This is a genomic window from Bradyrhizobium sp. Ec3.3 (genome assembly GCF_000472925.1).
Taxonomy (GTDB): domain Bacteria; phylum Pseudomonadota; class Alphaproteobacteria; order Rhizobiales; family Xanthobacteraceae; genus Bradyrhizobium.
On the sequence record NZ_AXAS01000024.1, the window covers coordinates 25,644 to 46,484 of the forward strand.

13 protein-coding genes are annotated in these 20,841 nt (G+C 65.6%); 7 read left to right on the top strand and 6 right to left on the bottom strand.

Annotated elements, in window-relative coordinates; all coding sequences use genetic code 11:
• Window positions 1-44 precede the first annotated feature (44 nt).
• Together YUU_RS0123220 and YUU_RS0123225 are read right to left on the bottom strand one after the other, a co-directional pair.
• Entirely contained in the window at window positions 45-812 is a 768-nt protein-coding gene (locus YUU_RS0123220; protein WP_027524562.1) for a DsbA family protein, read from the bottom strand.
• A 112-nt stretch (window positions 813-924) separates the two neighbouring features.
• Window positions 925-2,328 (bottom strand): M48 family metalloprotease, encoded by a 1,404-nt coding sequence (locus YUU_RS0123225; protein ID WP_027524563.1) that lies wholly within the window; start codon window positions 2,326-2,328, stop codon window positions 925-927.
• Between the two features lie 165 nt (window positions 2,329-2,493).
• Between YUU_RS0123225 and YUU_RS0123230 the strand changes: the two genes are divergently transcribed.
• The 4 genes from YUU_RS0123230 (at window position 2,494) to YUU_RS0123245 (ending at window position 8,000) form a co-directional block, all read left to right on the top strand.
• Window positions 2,494-3,681, top strand: coding sequence for a pyridoxal phosphate-dependent aminotransferase (locus YUU_RS0123230; protein WP_027524564.1), 1,188 nt, complete (start codon window positions 2,494-2,496; stop codon window positions 3,679-3,681).
• 84 nt (window positions 3,682-3,765) lie between these two features.
• Window positions 3,766-4,323 carry a biotin transporter BioY gene (locus tag YUU_RS0123235; protein ID WP_027524565.1) on the top strand — a complete coding sequence of 186 codons (558 nt, stop codon included), beginning with the start codon at window positions 3,766-3,768 and terminating at the stop codon, window positions 4,321-4,323.
• Between the two features lie 84 nt (window positions 4,324-4,407).
• Window positions 4,408-5,745, top strand: a complete 1,338-nt coding sequence (locus YUU_RS0123240; protein ID WP_027524566.1) for a dicarboxylate/amino acid:cation symporter — start codon at window positions 4,408-4,410, stop codon at window positions 5,743-5,745.
• A 170-nt stretch (window positions 5,746-5,915) separates the two neighbouring features.
• Complete coding sequence (locus YUU_RS0123245; protein WP_027524567.1) at window positions 5,916-8,000, top strand: tetratricopeptide repeat protein; 2,085 nt, start codon at window positions 5,916-5,918, stop codon at window positions 7,998-8,000.
• Here the strand turns inward: YUU_RS0123245 and YUU_RS0123250 are convergent.
• The 3 genes from YUU_RS0123250 to YUU_RS0123260 are packed head-to-tail and all read right to left on the bottom strand — an operon-like array spanning window position 7,997 to window position 12,020.
• The gene (locus tag YUU_RS0123250) at window positions 7,997-9,229 is read right to left on the bottom strand and encodes an FAD-binding oxidoreductase (RefSeq protein ID WP_027524568.1); all 1,233 of its coding nucleotides are present in this window, start codon (window positions 9,227-9,229) and stop codon (window positions 7,997-7,999) included. The two genes, YUU_RS0123245 and YUU_RS0123250, sit on opposite strands and share 4 nt — an antisense overlap.
• A gap of 13 nt (window positions 9,230-9,242) precedes the next feature.
• A complete protein-coding gene (locus YUU_RS0123255) occupies window positions 9,243-10,472 on the bottom strand; it encodes an MFS transporter (protein ID WP_027524569.1) in 1,230 nt (409 codons plus the stop codon).
• A 51-nt stretch (window positions 10,473-10,523) separates the two neighbouring features.
• Complete coding sequence (locus YUU_RS0123260) at window positions 10,524-12,020, bottom strand: amidase (RefSeq protein ID WP_027524570.1); 1,497 nt, start codon at window positions 12,018-12,020, stop codon at window positions 10,524-10,526.
• 208 nt (window positions 12,021-12,228) lie between these two features.
• Between YUU_RS0123260 and YUU_RS0123265 the strand changes: the two genes are divergently transcribed.
• Window positions 12,229-12,891: a helix-turn-helix domain-containing protein gene (locus YUU_RS0123265; RefSeq protein WP_027524571.1), complete on the top strand. Its 663-nt coding sequence runs from the start codon at window positions 12,229-12,231 to the stop codon at window positions 12,889-12,891.
• A 64-nt stretch (window positions 12,892-12,955) separates the two neighbouring features.
• On the opposite strand, the gene YUU_RS0123270 is transcribed toward YUU_RS0123265, so the two are convergent.
• On the bottom strand, window positions 12,956-16,015 hold the full coding sequence (locus YUU_RS0123270) for a ribonuclease E/G (protein ID WP_027524572.1): 3,060 nt from the start codon (window positions 16,013-16,015) through the stop codon (window positions 12,956-12,958).
• Between the two features lie 720 nt (window positions 16,016-16,735).
• Here YUU_RS0123270 and YUU_RS0123275 point away from each other — a divergent pair.
• On the top strand, window positions 16,736-18,031 hold the full coding sequence (locus tag YUU_RS0123275) for an N-acetylmuramoyl-L-alanine amidase (RefSeq protein WP_027524573.1): 1,296 nt from the start codon (window positions 16,736-16,738) through the stop codon (window positions 18,029-18,031).
• 255 nt (window positions 18,032-18,286) lie between these two features.
• Complete coding sequence (locus tag YUU_RS0123280) at window positions 18,287-20,791, top strand: penicillin-binding protein 1A (protein ID WP_027524574.1); 2,505 nt, start codon at window positions 18,287-18,289, stop codon at window positions 20,789-20,791.
• Window positions 20,792-20,841 lie beyond the last annotated feature (50 nt).

A 20,841-nucleotide genomic window follows, 5' to 3' on the forward strand; every position in this document is an offset into this window, starting at 1 on the left:
TAAAAACCGGCCTTTTTCAATGTTCGGATAATCGAAAACGGGAACTAGCAGGTCGCCTTGCCGCAGCGTGCGACGCCGATCTTTTCCTTCAGGCCGTCGAGGCCGATGGCGCCGACCACGATCTGCTTGCCGATCACGTAGCTCGGCGTGCCGTTCATGCCCATCGCTTCGGCGAGCTTGAAGTTCTCCTCGATCGTGGCGCGCACTTCCGGAGTGGCCATGTCCTTCTCGATCTTCGCGACGTCGAGACCGGCTTCCTTGGCGGCGGCAAGCGCGTGCGCCTTGTCGGCCTGGCCGCGGCCGCCGAGCAGCTTCTGGTGGAAGTCGAGATACTTCTTGCCGGTGGGATCCTGCATGCGGACGGCGACCGCAACCTGCGCCGCCTCGACCGAGCCCTGGCTCAGCACCGGAAACTCCTTGAGCACGACCTTCAGCTTGGGATCGGCCTTCATGAGATCGAGCATGTCGGTCATCGCGCGCTTGCAGTAGCCGCAATTGTAGTCGAAGAACTCGACGAAGGTGACGTCGCCGTCCTTGTTGCCGAGCACGACCTGGCGCGGCGAGTTGAAGATCGCATCCGCATTCTGCGCAATGCTTGCTTCGTGCTTCTGCGCTTCGGCTGCCGCCTGGCGCTTGCTGAGCTCGGCCATCGCATCCTCGAGCACCTCGGGATGGCTGACGAGATAGTTCTTGATGATCGTCTCGATGTCGGAGCGCTGGGTGTCGGTGAAGCTGTCGGCCGCGGCCGGCCCGGTTGCGCCGAACACGGCGAGCGCAAACAGGGCGGGTACGATCAGGCGCAGCGAAGGCATTGGCAAATCCTCTGGTCGAAAGCAGGTTTCGGAAGACATCCCGGCCGATCTAACCTGGCCGCGCCGTGACGTCGTGGTGTTGGTGTCATTGCGTCGGTGTCGTTCTAAGCGTCTAATTGTTGCGTGGCGGTTTTGACGCCACGATGTCATCGGCCTTGACCCAGCCGGGCGTGCCAATGGCGAAACGGGTTTTTGCGCGCGTCGCAAGCTCGCGTGCGGTCTTGTTGTCGCCGCGCAGGTAAGCTGCCTGCGCCGACGCCAAATCGGCCTCCGCATAGTCCCCCTTGCGGCCATAGGCCATGGCGAGCTGTGTGTAGCCGATCGGCGCCTCCGGCTCCCGCGCCACCGCGGCACGGAGAATCCGGATCGCTTCGTCCGTGTAGGACTTATTATCAGTTCCGACCAGAGCCTGCCCAAGTAACATCTCGATGAGCGGGGCGTTGCCGGACAGCTGCACCGCCTTGTGCAGGGCAGGGATCGCTTCCGCCGCCTTCCCGCTCTCGAGCAGTGCCTGGCCGCGCACCTCGTAGAAATACGGGTTGTTCGGCTGCGCCTGGATCAGCGCGTCGATCTGGGACAGCGCGCTGCGCAGGTCGCCGTGCAGATAGGTGCTGATGGCGCGGGCATAGCGGGCTGGTATGCTGTCGTTGGACAGCGGATAGCGGCGGTAGACAGTCTCGGGCCGCTCCATGAAGGCGGAGACCTTGGCGCGAACCATGTCATGGCGCGCCTGGAGTGCCGGATCGTCCTTCTTGTCCCAATAGGGGCTGGCGCGGGCGAACTGGGCGAGCGCCTCGACGCGCTCGGCCGGCATCGGATGCGACTGCAAATAGGGATCGGCGCCGCGCGCGGCGAACAGGCTCTCGCTGGTGAAGCGCTTGAACGTCTCGTACATGCCCTTCGGCGACTGCTGGGTCGCGGTCAGGAACTTCACGCCGGCACGGTCGGCGTTCTCCTCCTGTTGGCGCTGATAGGACAACAGCGAGCGGCGGATCATCTCCTGCGGTCCGGCGACGGCGGCCGCGCCGGCATTGGCGAGACCACTGTTCGCGTTGCCGCTGCGGGCGCCCGCGACCATGGCGCCTGCGCCGAGCAGCATGGCGATGATCATCTGCGTCTGGGCGTTGGCGAGCTGCTCGCGCAGCTTGGCGAGATGCCCGCCGGCCAGATGCCCGGTCTCGTGCGCGAGCACGCCGATCAGCTGGTTCGGGGTTTCCGACTGCATGATCGCGCCGTAATTGACGAAGATGCGGCGGCCATCAGCGACGAACGCGTTGAACGATGCGTCGTTGAGGATCACCATCTGGATGTTCTGCTTCTCCAGACCCGCGGCGCGCAGGATGGGTCGGGTATATTCGCGCAGCAGTTGCTCGGTCTCGGTGTCGCGCAGCACCGGCGGACCTCTGGGGCTCTCCTGCGCCTTGATCGCCGGGAGCGGCGCCAGCACCATGGCGGTCGCGGTCACGATGGCGGTGAGAGCGGAGGCCTTCTTGCGCAAAGCGAGCTGTAGCAACATCGATCGGTCTTGAAATGCAGTTTTGTGATTGGTCTTGGTGATTGGCGTCGGACCGGATACGGGCTATGCCCTAATGAGCCGCACAATGCGGCCAGTCTGGGGCGCGGACGCCCCCGTTCCCGGCCCCCCAAGGGTTCCGAACTGGAAGCGAAATAGCAGATATTGATGGCCGATGCGATATTGAGGAACCGGCTGGAGCCTTGGCTGACGCCATCCCGCCGCAGTGACGTTCCCCCCTTCATGGTGATGGACGTGATGGCGGCGGCCGCGCGTATAGAGGCAGCCGGCGGCCACGTCATTCATATGGAGGTCGGACAGCCCGCCGCGCCGGCCCCGAAGACCGCGATCGCGGCCGCCCACAGGGCACTGGACACCACGCGGATCGATTATACCTCCGCGCTCGGCATCCCCTCGTTGCGCGAGCGCATCGCGCGCCATTATCGCGACGCCTATGGCTGTGCGGTGAGCCCCGAGCGGATCGTCGTCACCACCGGGTCTTCCGGCGGCTTCATTCTGGCCTTCCTTGCCCTGTTCGAGCCAGGTGACCGCGTCGCGGTGACGGTGCCCGGCTATCCGCCATACCGTCATATCCTGACCGCGCTGGGCTGCGAGCCGGTGCCGATCGAGACCACCAGCGAGACCCGTCACGCTCTGACCGGCGAGGCGCTGCTGGCTGCCCATCGCAAGGCGCCGCTCAAGGGCGTGCTGGTTGCAAGCCCCGCCAACCCCACCGGGACCATGATGTCCAGGGAAGCGCTATCCAGCCTGATCGCAGCCGCCGAGGGCGCCGGTATTCGCTTCATCTCGGACGAGATCTATCACGGCCTCGACTATGCTTTTCCCGCCGTCACCGCAGCGGCGCTGTCGGACCATGCGCTCATCATCAATTCGTTCTCGAAATATTTTTGCATGACTGGCTGGCGGGTCGGCTGGATGGTCGTGCCGGACGTCCTGGTGCGGCCGGTCGAGCGGCTCCAGCAGAACCTGTCGATCTCGGTGCCGTCGCTGTCGCAGATCGCGGCTGAAGCAGCATTCGACGGCGCTGCCGAGATGGAGGAGATCAAGCACGGCTATCAGGAGAACCGCCGCATCCTGATCGAGGGCCTGCCCAAGGCGGGCCTGACCAAGTTCCTGCCCGCCGATGGCGCATTCTATCTCTATGCCGACGTGTCGGATTTCACCTCCGACAGCTTTGAGTTCGCCAAGCAGATGCTGGAGCAGGCCCATGTCGCGGCCACGCCCGGCATCGACTTCGATCCCGTGCACGGCCGCTCTTTCATCCGCTTCTCCTATGCGAGATCGGGGGAGGAGATGCGGGAAGCAGTTGACCGGATCGCCCACTGGCTTAAATAGCCGCCAGTTTTTGAGAGCCTTCCGGAGTTCAACGTGTCCGATAGATCGCCTGCCGCCGCGCCGCATTTTCCTCTCGCCACCATCGTGTGGCCGGTCCAAAGCGGCGAAGCCGCGGGCGCGCTGCGCGCGGTCGTGCTGGTTGCGTTTGGAACGGCCTTGATGGCGCTATCAGCCAAGGTCAGCCTGCCGCTGCCCTATGTGCCCATGACCTTGCAGACCCTGGTCGTGCTGATGATCGGCGCTGCCTTTGGCTGGCGCCTCGGTAGCGCAACCATGATCGCGTATCTCGCGGAAGGCGCAATGGGCCTGCCGGTGTTCGCAGGCCCGGTGGGCGGCCTCGCTCCGCTCGTCGGCCCCACGGCCGGATATCTGTTCGGCTTCGTCGCGGCGGCCTTCGTCACGGGCTTTCTCGCGGAGCGGGGCTGGGATCGGAGCATGGCCTGGCTGTTCGCGGCCATGGCCATCGGCCACATCGTCATTTTGGCGATGGGCTTCGCCTGGCTTGCGTTCGGCCTCGGGCTTGGCGCTGTCAAGGCCTGGCAGGTCGGTATCGTGCCGTTCATCGCGGCGTCGCTGATCAAGAATGCGCTCGGGGCGACCTTGATGCCGGCCGCGCGCCGGATCGTCGATCGCCGCCACTAGGCGGTCAACGGTCGAGCAGTTCCATTTGACTCGGCCCGCCAAGTTGATCTTGGCTAGAACCAAGAGAATTGAGGGGAGGGAGCAATGACAACGACAACGATGACGGCGGCCGCGCCTGCCGCAAAGGCCGCGGCCAAGCCGTGGTACAAGGTTCTCTATGTCCAGGTGCTGATCGCCATCTTCCTGGGCGCCATCGTCGGCTGGCTGTGGCCTACGGTCGCAACCAACGACTGGATCAAGGCGATGGGCGACGGCTTCATCAAGCTGATCAAGATGGTGATCGCCCCGATCATCTTCTGCACCGTGGTCTCGGGCATCGCCCACATCCAGGACGCCAAGAAGGTCGGCCGCATCGGCGTCAAGGCGCTGGTCTATTTCGAGATCGTCTCGACCTTCGCGCTCCTGATCGGGCTCGTCGTCGGCAATCTGGTTCGTCCCGGCGCGGGTTTCGGCAGTGCGGCGGCGAACGCGCAGGCGGTTGCCAACTACGCCAAGCAGGCCGAGGGACAGAAGAGCGTCGACTTCATCCTGCACATCATCCCTGACACCGTGGTCGGCGCCTTCGCGCAAGGCGAGATCCTCCAGGTGCTCTTGTTCTCGGTGCTGTTCGGCTTCGCCATCATGGGGCTCGGCGAGCGTGGCCATACGATCCGCAGCTTCATCGATGATGCCGCCCATGCCGTGTTCGGTGTCATCTCGATCGTGATGCGCGCAGCGCCGATCGGCGCATTCGGCGCGATGGCCTATACGATCGGCAAGTTCGGCACCGGCGCGATCCTCAACCTGATCGGGCTGATCGCGACCTTCTATGTCACCGCTGCGCTGTTCGTGTTCGTCGTGCTCGGCACGATCGCGCGCTTTGCGGGGTTCTCGATCTTCAAGTTCCTGGCGTACATCAAGGACGAGCTCCTGATCGTGCTCGGCACCTCGTCGTCGGAAAGCGCGTTGCCGTCCTTGATGGAGAAGCTGGAACGGCTCGGCTGCTCCAAGTCGGTGGTCGGCCTCGTGGTGCCCACTGGCTACTCGTTCAACCTCGACGGCACCAACATTTACATGACGCTGGCGACCCTGTTCATCGCGCAGGCGCTCGGCGTCGATCTGAGCTTCGGCCAGCAAATCACCATCCTGGTGGTGGCGATGCTGACCTCGAAGGGTGCCTCCGGCATCACCGGCGCCGGTTTCATCACGCTCGCTGCGACACTGGCGGTGGTCGATCCACGGCTCGTGCCGGGCATGGCGATCGTGCTCGGCATCGACAAGTTCATGAGCGAATGCCGCGCGCTGACCAACCTCTGCGGCAACGGCGTCGCCTGCGTGATCGTCGCCTGGTGGGAGGGCGAGCTCGATCGCGAGAAGCTCAGTGCGCGACTGAGCCAGCAGATCGATCCGACCGACATGGAGACGGCGCTCACGACGGACTGAGCCGCAAGCTGATCGTAACGGCGCCTCGCGCCGCTGCGCCTTGAAACTGGAGGGCTGGTCGACATCGTCGATCAGCCCTTGCTGTTTTTGCCAGGCGCCAAAGTGACGGAATTTTCGCGCCCGTCCGTTTAACCCCCATCGGGATTTCGGGGTGAAGGGCGGGTGGCATCGTGGGCAAGGCGGCGGTCGATCGGATTCTGTTGCAGGCGGTGGAGCATTACGAGGCGGGGCAGCCGGATCAGGCCGGCCTGTTGTGCGGCGAAGTCCTGAAGGCGCATCCCGACCATGTGCCGGCGCTGCATCTGTCCGCCGTGGTCGCTTTTGTGACCGATCGCGCGAGCGACGGGGCGAGCCTGCTGAGCCGCCTGTTCAGCCTCGATCCCGACCACGCGCCGGCCCTCGTCACGCTGGGCGATGCGCTTGCCGTAAAGGGCGAGCGGGACGGCGCGGTGGCGGCGTTTCAGCGCGCGCTGCTGGGGCGGCCGCGCGACGCGGCCCTCTACAACAAGCTCGGCGTGGCGCTGGCTGAGCTGTCGCGCTTCGAAGAGGCGGAAGCCGCCTATCGGCGCGCCATCGAGATCGATCCGCATCTGATCCGTGCGCATTTCAACCTGGCCGTCGCGCTGGCGGGGCAGGGACGGCTCGCAGAGGCCGAGAACGCTTATCGCGAGGTCATCGCAAGGGATCCAGCGCATCGCGGCGTCTGGCTCAATCTCGGCAACGTGCTTGCGGATCGGAAGAAGCTCGACGAGGCCGTGATGGCCTATCGTCGCGCCCTCGAAGCGGGCGCCGAGGATCCGGGCCTGCTTTGCAATCTCGGCGCTGCGCTCTACCGCAAGGGCGAGCTCGAGGAGGCGATCGCGCATTATCGCCGCGCGATCGCGCTTGATCCGGACAACCTTCCGGCGCTGCGGTTGCTCGGTCTCGTCCTGCACGAGGCCGGCCACCTGCATCAGGCGGCCGCGACCTACCAGCGGACCATCGCGCGCGATCCGGCTGATCACGTGATCACCAGCAATCTTGGCGCCTGCCTGTGCGAGCTCGGACTTTTCGACGAGGCCATCGCGGCCTGCGAGCGCGCGCTGGAGCTGAAGGCCGATCATGCGCCAGCCCACACCAATCTCGGCATCATCTTCGAGAAGCAGGGCCGTGTCGAAGCGGCTGTTGCCGCTCATCGCCGCGCCGTCGTCGCCGATCCCGCCTATGCCAAGGGCCATGCGAACCTCGCGGTGGCGCTGCGTAACGCCGGCGAGATCGACGCGGCGCTTGCCGCCTCGCACCAGGCCATCGCGCTCGATCCGGAGCAGCCGCTCGCGCAATATAACCACGCGCATTTCCTGCTGATGAACGGCGACTTCGCCAGCGGCTTTGAAGCCTATCAATGGCGGCGCAGGTGCAAAACCCTCTCGGACGGCGATCCGATCTTCAGCGAGCCGGAATGGCGGGGCGAGCCGCTTCTAGGCTGCAGGCTTCTGCTGTTCGCCGAATACGGGCTCGGCGACGCCCTGCAATTCGTGCGCTACCTGCCGATGGTGGCCGCCCAGGGCGGCTCCATCATCCTCCAGGTCCAGCCGGCGCTCGCCTCGCTGCTGCGCATGATGGAGGGCGTCACCGTGATCGCGCGCGGCGAGCCGCTGCCGCCGTTCGACGTGCAGCTGCCGCTGATGAGCCTGCCGCGCGTGTTCGGCACGACGCTCGATACGATCCCGTCGAACGTGCCCTATCTGCATCCGGATCCGGCAAGGGTCTTGCGATGGCGCGCCGCGCTCGATGGTCTAAGCGCGCTGAAGGTCGGCGTGGTCTGGGCTGGCAATCCCAGGCACAAGGGCGACGCGCAGCGCTCCCTGTTGGCAGAAGAGGTCTTGCCGTGCCTGATCACGCCGGGCGTGCAGCTTTACAGCTTGCAGAAGGAGCCGCGCGAGGCTGACGTCCCGGTGCTGGCGGCGCTTGGCACCGACATCATCGATCTCGCGCCGGCGCTCGGCGATTTTTCCGATACCGCCGCGGCGGTCGCAGCGCTCGATCTCGTCATCGCCGTGGACACCTCGGTTGCGCATCTTGCCGGCGCGCTCGGCCGCCCGGTCTGGATGCTCCTGCCTTACGCGCTCGACTGGCGCTGGCTGCGCGATCGCGAGGACAGCCCATGGTATCCGACCATGCGGCTGTTCCGACAGCGCAGGCCGGGCGAATGGGACGATCCGCTAATGCGAATGTCGGCCGCGCTGGCGGTTCTCGCCGCGAAACACGCTGGCTAGAAGCGCTCCGGCCGGTACGGCGCGGGATCGATCGACGGCCTCTCGCCGCTCATCATCTCCGCGAGCAGGCGTCCGGTCGCGGGCCCCAGCGTAAAGCCCTGGTGACCGTGGCCGAAATTCATCCAGAGCCCGCGATGGTGCGGCGCAGGCCCCAGCACCGGCAACATATCGGGCGTGCAGGGCCGCGTGCCATACCACGGCTCGGGTTCGGCGCGGCCGCCGAGATCGAGCAGTTCTCGCGCGGAGGCCTCAGCACTGGCGAGTTGCACGGGCGTTGCCGGCGCATCCGGTCCGGTCAACTCGGCGCCGGTGGTGATCCGGATGCCCTTGGCCATCGGCCCCATGGCATAGCCTCTTGCCGTATCGACCAGCGGCAGGTCGAGCGAAGCGCCGCCGCTATAGTGCATATGGTAGCCGCGCTTGCGCACCAGCGGAATGCGGTAGCCGAACTTTTGCAACAGATCGGGCGACCACGGTCCGAGGGTGACGACGACATTGGCCGCATCGATCGGTCCGTCGTCGGTCTGCACCGACCATCCGGACGAGGTCTGCTGCAACGTCTGCGCATCGCCGAGAAGGATATGGCCGCCGAGGCGCTGGAACAGTTCGGCATAGGTGGCGACCAAGGCGCCGGGATCCGACACGGTCCAGGTGTCGAGCCAGTGGATGGCACCGGGAAGATCATCGCGCAGGATCGGTTCGGCCTTCGCGAGCTCGCTGCCGGACAGCACGCGGAAGTTCACGCCGAAGTCGCGCTGGTTTTCCTCCGCGGTCTTGATCGCGAGCTCGAGCGCGGCGGGATCGCGATGCAGCAGCCGGTAGCCGGCGCGACGAATGAGATTGTCGGCGTGCGCCTCGCGGATGAGGGTATCGTGCTCTGATGTCGCATAGGCGATCAGGCGCGCCCATGCCTCGATCGCCTCGCGATGCCGCTTCGGCGCCGAATGCCACCAATAGCGGAGCAGGGGCTCGACGTGGCGGTGCAGGGACGCAAGGCTGTAGCGGACGTCGTTGGTGCGGCCGGTCACGATCTTCAACAGCGTCGCAAAGTCGCGCGGCATTGGATATGGCCGCACAGCCTCCGCCTGGATCATTCCGGCATTGCCGTAGCTGGTCTCCCGGCCCGGCTCCCTGCGGTCGACGAGCGTCACCGACCAGCCGCGCCGCTGCAAGTGCAGCGCCGCGCTGACACCGATCATGCCGCCGCCAAGGACGATTGTGCTTTGCATCGGCATGTGCCCCTCAGGCCGGCTGCGGCGCGAGTTTGGGTTGCGCCGTGTTGATGGTCGCCGCGACGACGACCGACATCGCGGTCATCGCCACCAGGAAGCCGAAGGCCGCATCGAACGATCCGGTTCCGGTCACGATGAAGCCAATCGCCGCCGGCGCCACGAAACCTGCGCTCTGGCCGCCGAGATTGACCATGCCGACGCCCGATCCGATCTGGTCGTCGCGAAGCAGTTTCGTCGGAAGCGCTACCACCGAGGCCAGCACGAAGGATTTGAAGAAATAGACCAGCGACTGGTAGGTGATCAGCACCGCGATCGTTTCCGCCTTGTACATGGCGTAGAGGAAGATGCCGGTCAACGCGGAGCTGCCGATCAGCAGCCATTTTTCGCGCTCGGCGAAAAACCTCGTCATTACCCAGCCGCCGATCGCGGTCGCGATCGTCGCCATCACGAACGGGATCGGCGCCACGATGCCGACGGTCTTGAGATCGAGTCCGCGCTGCTGGAGCAAATAAAGCGGCATCCAGGAATCCAGGCCCTTGTTGACGCAGCTGAGGCCGAACCACACCACCATCAGCTGCCAGATCAGCGGGTTCTTCATCAATTCGCGCATCGGCGTGCGGTCCGCAGGCTTCGCCGTCGCCGTGCTCGCCGGGGCCGCGCCCAGGCGCCGCAGATGAGGGACGAAGAGGAAATAGACGATCGCGAACACCAGGCCGGCGATGCCGATCGTATTGAAGGCGTGGCGCCAGCCGAGCCAGAGGATCAGCGGCGCCATGATCAGCGGCGCGATCATGCTGCCGGCATAGTTCGACGACAGCAGCAGCGCCGACATTTTTGGCCGGCTGTCCTTCTTGAACAGCTCCGCGATGGCGCGAATGCTCGCCGGCGGAAAGCCGCCCTCGGCGATGCCGAAGATGAAGCGGATCGCGATCAGCGACGTCAGTGACCAGGCCAGGCTCGTGAAGGCCGTGAACAGCGACCACATCACGATCGTGACGATCACCACATATTTCGAGCCGAAGCGGTCGGAGAGCCATCCGCCCGGCACCTGCATCGCGGCATAGCCGAGGAAGAACGCGCTGATGACGATGCCGAGATCGGCGGCCTGGAGATTGAAGTCCTTGCCGATCTGCGCCAGCGCCAGCGAGATCGCGGCGCGGTCGATGTAGGAGATACAGTAGGCGATGTAGAGCAGGACGAACGCGACGACCCCGGTTTTCCGCTGCGACAATTCAGTCATGCTCATCTCCGTTTCGCCGGCGATCCGGTGGCTGCTAACTCTGCTGTGGGGTCATTCCCAGGTGAAGAAGCCTGGCGCCGCCGAGAGCGGCGGCGCCCCGGCGAGCCGTGCCAGATCGGGGATCGGGCGGCAGAGCTGCGGGTCGCTCGCAAACGCCGCCTCGATGCTCGCCGCAATCGAGAGCACGATGGCGTCCCCGCCGCGCGGGCCCACGATCTGGAGGCCGAAGGGCAGGCCCGCTTCATCGACGCCGAGTGGCAGGCTGAGCGCGGGATGGCCTGGAAGCGTCACGGCATAGGCGAGCGCAAGCCAGTGGAAATAAGATTTGGTCGGCGTGCCGTCGATCTGCGCCGGATAGAGCTCCGACCAGGGGCGCGGGCTCAGCGTGATGGTCGGGCTGATCAGCACGTCGCAGCTTTCGAAGAAGTTTTGATAGGCGCGATAGATCCGCGTCTGCGTCGTCGCCGCGCGCGCGTAGTCTTCGAGCGTGTAGTTCAGGCCTTCCTCGACATTGGCCCGCACATTGGGGCCGAGCATCTCGGGACGCTCCTTGTAGTTCTTGCCGTGCATCCCGAGGAACAGGCCTGCGCGCAGCACGGCGAAGGCATCGTCCGCGCCGGAGCAATCCGGCGTCGCCTCGCGGCAGTCGGCAAACAGCGGCGCAAGCTTGCCAACGCGGTGGCGGAATACGCGGCGGATCGCCTGCTCGGTCGGGGCAAAGCCAAAGTCTTCGGTGAAGGCGACGCGCAGCTTGCCGAGCTCGGCGGGGCGCGGCGCTGTCCAGCGTTCGGCGCGTCCGCGCAATGGTTCGCCGGGCAGGGTGTAGGCGAGCGGATCACGCGCGTCGTCGCTCGCCATCACCGACAGCATCAGTGCGGTGTCGGCGACATTGCGCGCCATCGGCCCGTCGGTCGACAGGTTGGACCAGCCGAAGGCGCGCTTTTCGCTCGCCACGAGGCCATAGGAGGGACGCATGCCGACGATGCCGGCAAAGCCGGCCGGATTGCGCAAGGAGCCGCCGGTGTCGGAGCCCGAAGCGAGCGGGGCCATGCCGCAGGCGAGCGCCACCGCCGAGCCGCCGGAGGAGCCGGCTGCCGAGCGCATGGGATCGAAGGGATTGCCGGTCGCGCCGAACACCGGGTTGCGGGTGTTGCCGCCCGCAGCCCATTCCGGCGTGTTGGTCTTGCCGAAGATGATCGCACCGGCCGCGCGCAGCCGCGCAACGGAAGCCTGGTCGGCGGCTGGAATGTGATCCCCGAACAGCGGGCTGCCATAGGTCGTGCGTAGCCCGGCGGTGTCCTGTGTATCCTTGATGAGGACCGGCAGGCCGTGCAGGGCGCCACGATCCTCGCCGCGCAGGATGGCGGCCTCGGCTTCCTTGGCCGCAGCGCGCGCGCCGGGCTCGTCCAGCGTCACGACGGCGTTCACGGCGGGATTGGTGGTGGCGATGCGCGACAGGCAGGCGTCAAGCAGCTCGACGGGCGAGATCGCCCGCGCGGCCAGCAGGCGGCGCAGCTCGACGGCGCTGGAATCGCAAAGCTCGGACAATGCCATGGCCTTTCAAATTATGAAAACGATTTAGCATATCGGAAAGTGTGGCCGGCGCATCAATTTTTGTCAAAACCGGCCGTTTCGTGCACAAATGCTGGCAAAGTTGCCTTTCGGGCGGCCAAGTGGAACTCTTCGACATAAGCTGAGCCCAAAAGTTTAGGCGGATCGGCCAACAATTTTTCTATTGCCGTGTTAGGCTTGCTGCATGAGCGAGATCACGACGTCCGAAGGTGCCAATTCCCAGCTCGGCCTATGCCTCAAGGCCGCCCGCCAGGCGCGCGGCCTGACGCTCAAGCAGGTAGCGGAGCGGACGGGCATGGCGCTCTCGACCCTGTCCAAGGTCGAGAACGGGCTGATGTCGCTGACCTATGACAAGCTGGTGCAGCTCACCTCAGGCCTGAAGATGGAAATCGCCGAGCTGTTCAACCCGGCGACCCCGATGCGCCCCGAGCACGACCGACCGGTAACCGCTCGGCGCAGCATCAGCCGGGCCGGGCAGGGGCAGGTGATCACGACGAAATTCTACACCTACACGTATCAATGCACCGACCTGATCGGCAAACGCATGGTGCCGATCCTGGCCGAGGTCCGCGCGCGCTCGCTGGAGGAGTTCGGCCCGCTGCTGCGCCATGCCGGCGAGGAGTATTTTCTGGTGACGAGCGGCCGCGTCGCCGTCCACACCGAGTTCTACGCGCCGGAGATCCTGGGCGAGGGCGACGGCATCTATCTCGACAGCACCATGGGCCACGCCTACCTCAACGCCGGCGATGCGCCTGCCGCCAAAGGCGTCTGTCTCTGCACCAGCGAAGCGCCTGACCTCTACGACCAGCTTCGCCAGATCGCCTCCCGCGACGTGCCGCCGCTATAGCGGTAGCTGATCCAAACGAAAAACGCCCGGCTTGGCCGGGCGTTTTTGTCTGTTGGCGTTCGGCCTATTCGCCGCCGCCGAAGCGGCGCGACCACCAGCCGGCGCGACGCGGCTGCGGCGCCGGTGTTTCGACTGCGGCCTCTGGCGCCGGCTCGGCGGCGGGAGCGGGGGGCGCAACCTCGGTGGGCGTTTGCGCGACCTCGGCAGCGGGCTCGGGCTGGCTGCTGAAGAAGCTCACCTTTTCACGCACGGTCGAACGACGCCGCGCGGCCTTATCGCTATCCGACGTTGACTCATCAGCGGCGGCCTCGGACTGAGCCGGGGCAGGTGCTGCGTCGGCCGGTTCCTCAGGCTGAGGCGCCGCAGGTTGAACGGTCGCTTCGGTCTGCGCGATCGAGGGAGTCTCTAGCGTGAGGCCGTCGAAATCGGCGACCGCCTCCGTCGCCTCGGGCGGCAGATTGGCGCTCAGCTCGTCGCTGATCGAACCGGAGAGACCTTCCTCGCCACCGCCACGCCGGCGGCGACCGCCGCGACGTCCACGCCGGCGACGGCGCTCGCCGCCCCCCTGCTCACCACGGGCCTGGTCGAGCTGCTCCTCGGTCTCTTCGCCTTCCTGCTCCGCGTCGGCTTCCTCGTCGGACTCGCCTGCAGCCATGGCCGGCTCGGGAACGGTCGGCGCTGTATCCTCGCGAAGCTCGCCCTCGCGCTGGCCGCCGCGGCCACGACGACGCCGACGGCGCCTACGGCGCTGGCCGTCCTGCTCGGGCGCAGCATCGCCTGCGGCCTGTTCCTCAGTGAGACCCTCGGTCTCGTCCGTCTCGACCTCGGATTCGGTTTCGAGATCGAAACCGTCCTCGTCGTCATAGGCCTCTTCAACCACGGGCGGCGGGCTTGCCGCGGCCTGCGCCGCAAGCAGCGCCTTGGCGGCTTCCAGCGTGTGGACCTGCTCGCCGCGGTCGATGACGTAGGCCTGCGGCCCGCTGACGCTCGCGTCGGCGATGATCGACAGCGTGACCTTGAAGCTGTTCTCGAGGTCGCGCAGATGGCCGCGCTTGTGGTTCAGAACATAGAGCGCGACGTCGGTGCGGGTACGGACCACCAGATTGTGGGTCGCGCCCTTCATCAAAATCTCTTCGAGCCCGCGCAGGAGCTGGAGCGCGACGGAGGAGACCGAGCGCACGTGACCGGTGCCACCGCAATGCGGGCAGGGATCGGTCGAGCTCTCGAGCACGCTGGCGCGGATGCGCTGGCGCGACATCTCCAGAAGGCCGAAATGCGAGATGCGGCCGACCTGGATGCGCGCGCGGTCCTGCCTGAGGCAATCGGACAGCTTGCGCTCGACCGCGCGGTTGTTGCGCTTCTCGTCCATGTCGATGAAGTCGATGACGATCAGGCCGGCGAGGTCACGCAGGCGAAGCTGGCGCGCAACCTCTTCGGCCGCTTCCAGATTGGTCTTGAGCGCGGTGTCCTCGATATGGTGCTCGCGCGTCGAGCGGCCCGAGTTGACGTCGATCGAGACCAGCGCCTCGGTCTGGTTGATCACGATGTAGCCGCCGGAGCGCAACTGCACGGTCGGCGAGAACATCGCGTCGAGCTGGCTCTCGACGCCCATGCGCGAGAACAGCGGCTGGCCGTCGCGATACTGCTTCACCGCGCTGACATTGGCCGGCATCAGCATCTTCATGAAATCGCGCGCTTCGCGGTAGCCGCCTTCGCCCGCGACCTGGATCTCGTCGATTTCCTTGTTGTAGAGGTCGCGCAGCGAGCGCTTGATCAGCGATCCTTCCTCGTAGACGAGGGTTGGCGCCTGCGATTTCAGCGTCAGGTCGCGCACCGTCTCCCACATCCGGATCAGGTATTCGAAGTCGCGCTTGATCTCGGGCTTGGTGCGGGAGGCGCCGGCCGTGCGCAGGATGATGCCCATGCCCTCGGGCACGTCGAGATCCTGCACCACTTCCTTCAGGCGCGAACGATCCTGCGCGCTGGTGATCTTGCGGCTGATGCCGCCGCCGCGCGCTGTGTTGGGCATCAGGACGGCATAGCGGCCGGCGAGCGACAGATAGGTCGTCAGCGCGGCGCCCTTGTTGCCGCGCTCTTCCTTGACGACCTGCACCAGCATCACCTGGCGGCGCTTGATGACCTCCTGGATCTTGTACTGGCGGCGCGGGCGGAAGGTGCGCTCCGGCACTTCTTCCAGCACGTCGTCGCCGCCGACGGACTCGACGACTTCCTCTTCGGCCTCTTCACCGTCCTCGCCATCCTCGGCGTCGTCCTCAGCCGGAGCCTCGGGATGCGGCACTTCTGCGCTTTCATCGGCCGCGTACACGGCGTCGGCGGGTTCGATCGCGGTTGTCACGGCTTCCGCCAGCGCCGCGGCATAGGGTTCGGGCACTGGCGCTTCGGAGGCGGCGGCCTCCTGCGGCTCGGCTACCTCGGGCGCGACAACGGGTTCGGCTCCGACTGCCGCGACGGCCGCGGGCGCCTCGTCGGCATGGTCGTGCTCGTGATCATGATCGTGCCCGTCATCATCATGGTGATGGTGGTCGTGATCATGATCGTCGTGCCCATGCTCGTCATGATCGTGGTCATGAGCCTCGAACGCGTCGTGATGCTCCGCTTCGGCGTGCAGATGCTCGCCCTCGTGCGCGACGCCCTCGGCGTGCTCCGGCAGCACCCCGCCTTCGAGCGGCTGGGCGGCGGGATCAGCGCCGGCCTCGAGGCCCTCGACGATGTCGCTCTGCACGCGCTCGCCATGGCCGCGACGACGGGCGTTGCGGTGGCGCGAGCGGCGGCGGTTGTGGGAACGGTTCTCGTTCTCCTCCTCGGCCTCGCGATGAGCCTGCTCCTCGGCCTCGATCAGCGCCTGCCGATCGGCAACCGGGATCTGGTAGTAATCGGGATGGATTTCGCTGAAGGCGAGGAAGCCGTGGCGATTGCCGCCATATTCGACGAAGGCGGCCTGGAGGGACGGTTCGACCCGTGTGACCTTGGCGAGGTAGATATTGCCGCGCAGTTGCTTGCGTTGCGCGGTCTCGAAATCAAATTCTTCGACGCGATTGCCGCGGACCACGACGACCCGGGTCTCTTCCGGGTGGGTGGCATCGATCAACATCTTGTTGGGCATGTCTTAACTCTTGGCGGCGGCGGGCGCGATTCACCGTGGGCGCGATGAGCGCTGCCGGGTGACGCGACGGTCCACCTGATTCGGGGGTGAGGGGAAGGCCAAAACACCTGCGCTCGCGCCGCGCCGAACCGAAAGCCGAGAGGACAACGCGGCGCGCGGAAGTTTCGCTCCGCAATGTCGCGAATTGTCTCTCAGTTTTGGTCGGCACAGTCTGGCGCATCAAGCGTCGGCCCGTATGAAACATCGGACGGCGAGCGCGCCGCCCCTTAATCAGTTGCTGCTGGCCAGGGTATGGCGCGAAAGCGCTCGCCCCTTGGGAACACCGCCGGGTCCTTGGGATTAAGGAACCGGGTTACGGGCTACGCCGCCTGTCAAAGCCGTCCCTGGAAATGGTGGTAACCTGGGACCGGCGCCACCGGAGCCTTGACCCGTCCAACCTCGCTGCCGCGCGCAGCGCTGGCCGTGAAGGAGGGGGGAAAACGCTGGAATCCTCAAATCTTGAGAGTTCCGGCGCTGCACCGTGAGGCTGAGAGCGACACAACCGGAAATATTGGCCGTCAGCAGTTCGTACATACGAGGAATGCGACCTTGGTGCAAGGGAGCGTGGCGCGAGCGTCGCGCGCCGGTCACACTTGGCGAGATTTGGTCATTGCGTCATTAAGGACTGATTCACCCTGTGGCTCTATTGCGTTAGAAGAGCTGCTCGGAGGCACGGAATCGGTGGCGAGCCGCGCAAATCATCTGATTTTGCTGGGATGTGCGCTGCTGTGCGCCGCAGCATTGCCGTGCTCTGATTCTAGGCCTGTCGCGGCTGCGGAAAGCCAGCCGCAAGCTGCCGTTTCGGCGTCGAATTTCCCGATTGTCTCGGCGGCGCGCCTGGCCGGGGACACCAGCCAGACCCGCCTTATTCTCGATCTCGACCAGACCATCACGTTCCGGGCCTTCACCCTGGCGGACCCGTATCGGGTGGTGGTCGATGTTCCCCAGATCAATTTCCAGCTTCCTGCCGGCACCGGGGCAGCCGGGCGCGGGCTGGTCAAGGCGTTCCGCTATGGCCTCGTGATGCCAGGCGGCTCGCGAATCGTGCTCGACCTCGCGGGCCCTGCCAAGATCGCCAATTCCTACGTGCTCGAGGCCGCCAACGGCCAGCCGGCCCGGCTGGTGCTGGAGCTGGAGGAAGTCGATCGCGCTGCTTTCGTGCAGTCGGTGGCGCCGGAAAGCCGGGCCGCTCTGCACCCTGCGACAACCGATGCTCCTCCGGCGCCAGCGGCGCCTGAGCCTTCCCAACAAAAGCCCGCAGCGCCGACGGATTCACGTCCCGTGGTGGTGATCGATCCCGGCCATGGCGGCATCGACAACGGCACGCAGTCGAGCGGCGAGAGTGAAAAGAATCTGGTGCTGGCCTTTGGCCTCGCGCTGCGCGACCGGCTGGAGAAGACCGGCAAGTACCGCGTAGTCATGACCCGGGATGACGACACCTTCATCCCGCTCAACGACCGCGTCAAAGTCGCCCGCTCCATCAATGCCGCGCTGTTTGTCTCGATCCACGCCGACGCGCTGCCGCGTGGGGAGGGCGACGCCCAGGGCGCCACCATCTACACGCTGTCGGACAAGGCCTCCGACGCGCAAGCCGAGCGGCTGGCGGAAGCCGAAAACAAGGCCGACGCCATCGGTGGGGTCAATCTGTCCGATGAGCCGGCCGACGTCGCGGACATCCTGATCGACCTCGCCCAGCGGGAAACCCGCACCTTTTCAAACCGTTTCGCCCGCCTCTTGATGGGCGAGATGAAGACCACGGTGCGGATGCACAAGCACCCCCTGAAATCGGCGGGGTTCCGGGTGCTGAAGGCGCCCGACGTGCCCTCGGTGCTGGTCGAACTGGGCTACGTCTCCAACAAGGGGGACCTCGAGCATCTGGTCTCGGAGAGCTGGCGTTCCCGGACTGTGGCGTCAATGGCCCAGGCCATCGACGCCTTTTTGGCCAAGCGGCTCGCGACCGCCGGACAGGCCAATTGAAAAGCGAGTTTTGGCTGGTCCCGCAAAGCCCTAGTTTGGCCACAGCGGGCGCTCTATAAAATCTGCGGATGGGGGGCAGGAATCGACAACCCCCGCGGCAAGCGTGTTAGGGCTAGAGGCCCAGCGAAGCTCTTGAGTGGTGTAATCTGGCACGCCGGTGAATTCGCGACTTGAGGAAGGCGCCCTTTTGCCGGCGCCGAGAATCGTTCCATGGATATCCATGGGTTGTTCAAGGTTTGAACGGATAAACAGATAATGCGCTTGCTGATACGGTTCATGGGCTTCCTGTTCGCTGCGGGAACCGTGGTGTTCCTGGTGGGCGTCGGGGCCATGGCTGGCCTGATCTGGCATTTCTCCAAGGACTTGCCCGACTACTCTCAGCTTCAGGATTATGAACCGCCGGTGATGACCCGCGTGCACGCGGTCGACGGCTCGTTGGTCGGCGAATACGCCAAGGAGCGCCGGCTCTATTTGCCGATCCAGGCCGTGCCGAAGCTCGTGATCAACGCCTTCCTCGCCGCCGAGGACAAGAATTTCTACGAGCATGGTGGCATCGACTACACCGGCATGGCGCGCGCCGGACTGGTCTACTTGCAGAACTACGGCTCCAACCGCCGTCCGCAGGGTGCCTCCACGATCACTCAGCAGGTCGCCAAGAACTTCCTTCTGACGAACGAAGTGTCGTTCGCCCGCAAAATCAAGGAAGCCTTGCTGGCGATGCGGATCGAGAAGACCTACTCCAAGGACAAGATCCTCGAGCTGTATCTGAACGAAATCTATCTCGGCCTCGGCGCCTACGGCATTGCCGCGGCCTCGCTCGTCTATTTCGACAAGTCGGTGAACGAGCTGACGGTCGCCGAAGCGGCCTATCTGGCGGCGCTGCCCAAGATGCCGGCGACGCTGCATCCGGTGCGCAACCGTGACCGCGCCATCGAGCGCCGCAACTACGTGATCGACCGTCTGCAGGAAAACGGCTGGATAAAGCAGGCTGACGCCGAGAAGGCGCGCAAGGAGCCGCTGGCGGTCACCAACCGCTCCAACGGCGCCCACACCTTCGCCGGCGAATATTTCGCCGAGGAAGTCCGCCGCGACATCTTCGAGCGCTACGGCGAGAAGAAGCTCTATGAGGGCGGCCTTTCGGTGCGCACGACGCTCGATCCGAAGATCCAGGTCATGGCCCGCAAGGCCATGGTCACGGGCCTCGTGAACTATGACGAGCAGCAGGGCTATCGCGGTGCGATCAGCAAGCTCGACATTTCCGGCGACTGGGGCGTCAAGCTCGCCGACATCAAGTCGCTCTCCGACATCTCGCCCTGGCGCATGGCGGTGGTGCTCGAGACCAGCGACCAGTCGGCACGTCTGGGCTTTCAGCCGGCACGCGAGCTCGGCGGCGCCGTCAGCAAGCAGCGCGAGACGGGTATCGTCACGCTCGATGGCGTAAAATGGGCGCGAGCGGCCTCGGGTCCCGCGAAAGGCAAGGCGCCGACCGCGGTGTCGCAGGTGCTGCAGCCCGGCGACGTGATCTATGCCGATCCGCTCTACAGCAAGGAGGGGCAAGCCGTCGAAGGTCAGTACCGGCTGCGCCAGATCCCCGAAGTCTCGGGCGCGATGGTGGCGATGGATCCCTGGACCGGCCGCGTGCTCGCGATGGTCGGCGGCTTCTCGTTCGACCAGAGCCAGTTCAACCGCGCTACGCAGGCCTATCGGCAGCCGGGCTCGTCCTTCAAGCCGATCGTCTATTCGGCCGCGCTTGATAACGGCTATACGCCGTCGACTGTCGTGGTCGACGCGCCGATCGAGATCGACCAGGGGCAGGGTGGTGGCGTCTGGCGGCCGGAAAACTTCTCGAACGGCAAGTACCAGGGGCCGGTAACGCTGCGCAACGCGCTGCGGCTCTCGCTCAACACCGTGACGGTGCGCTTGGCGCAGGATATCGGCATGCCCTTGATCGGCGAGTACGCGCGTCGCTTCGGCGTCTATGACGAGTTGCCGAACTATCTCTCGTTCGCGCTCGGCGCCGGCGAGACGACGGCGATGCGAATGGTCACGGCCTATTCCATGATCGCCAATGGCGGCCGTCGCGTGAAGCCGACCCTGATCGACCGCATCCAGGACCGCTACGGCCACACCATCTTCAAGCATGACCAACGCGAATGCCGCGGCTGCGATGCGCCGGGCGGCTGGAAAAACCAGAACGAGCCGCAGCTGGTCGACCGCCGCGAGCAGGTGCTCGACTCGATGACGGCCTATCAGATCACCGAGTTGATGGAAGGCGTCGTCCAGGCCGGTACCGCGACCGTCGTCAAGGAGGTCGGTAAGCCGATCGCCGGCAAGACCGGCACCACCAACGAGGCCAAGGATGCCTGGTTCGTCGGCTTCTCGCCGGATATCGCAGTCGGCATCTATATGGGCTACGACAAGCCGCGCGCGCTGGGTAAGGGCAATGCGGCGACCGGCGGCCATTTGGCCGCGCCGATCGCGCGCGATTTCCTCAAGCTCGCGCTCGCCGACAAGCCGGCAGTTCCGTTCAAGGTTCCGGCCGGCATCAAGCTGATCCGCGTCGTCGCCAAGACCGGCATGCGCGCTGGCCCGGGCGAGACCGGCGGCACGATCCTGGAAGCCTTCAAGCCCGGCACGGCGCCGCCGGATAACTACTCCGTCATCGGCGTTGCCGATGCCGATGGCCGCGGCGGCGTGCCGCAGCAGGCGCCGCCCGATTCCGGCTTCTTCATGCGGCCCGGTACCGGCGGGTTGTACTAGGGCTCAGAGGGCTCAGGATAAAGCTGGCGATCCAAAGCTCCGGCGGTTGC